This window comes from Paenibacillus baimaensis, assembly GCF_025567575.1.
On sequence record NZ_JAOQIO010000081.1, the window covers coordinates 1 to 743 of the forward strand.

Consider the following 743-nt stretch of genomic DNA (forward strand, 5'->3'; position numbering starts at 1 on the left):
GGAGGGTTTTTATTATGACTTTAAAGGATTTATGGATGCTGTATGAGGCTGACAAACGTATCCTGGGATTCAGCACACATACAATGAAAGCATATTTTCTACAACTAAATATGTTGATTCGCGAAATTGGTAATGTGGAGATTGAAGAAATTTCTTTAAACATACTAAAAAACTACTTTGCTAAGGTATCAGAACGGTTGAAACCTAGTAGCTTAGGCCATCGGATTCGATTTGTACGCTCTCTATTCCGGTTTGCATTTGAAGAAGGGCATATGTCACGGAACCCTTCTCTCAAACTTAGAGAGCCAAAGATGGAGAAACGTATTCCGAAATTTTTAATTGAGGAGGATGTGATTCATCTTAAGATTACCTGTCGATCTCACCGTGAGCATGCTCTGTTGGAATTTCTATACTGCACGGGCTGCCGCGTTGGAGAAGTGCAGAAAATAAACATTGAAGACGTGAACTGGGAGAACTGTTCTGCAATTGTGAATGGTAAAGGCTCTAAACAAAGAGAAGTTTATTTTACAACCGAGTGTAAGATTTGGTTAAAAAGATACCTAGAGAGCCGTGAAGATACCTGTAAAGCATTGTTTGTTACTGAAACGAATCCAACCCGCCGATTAACCATTCCAACAATACGGTGGTCATTAAAAAAGCTAGCACAACGCGGGAAAATTAGTGCCAATGTATATCCTCATCGATTCCGTCACACCTATGCCTGTCAATTGCTCGATAACGGT

The 743-nt window shown here is 39.8% G+C and carries 1 protein-coding gene; it reads left to right on the forward strand.

The features are described from left to right. Positions 1 to 14: 14 nt before the first annotated feature. On the forward strand, positions 15 to 743 hold a 729-nt coding region (locus tag OB236_RS19245), incomplete at its 3' end, for a tyrosine-type recombinase/integrase (RefSeq protein WP_262685454.1).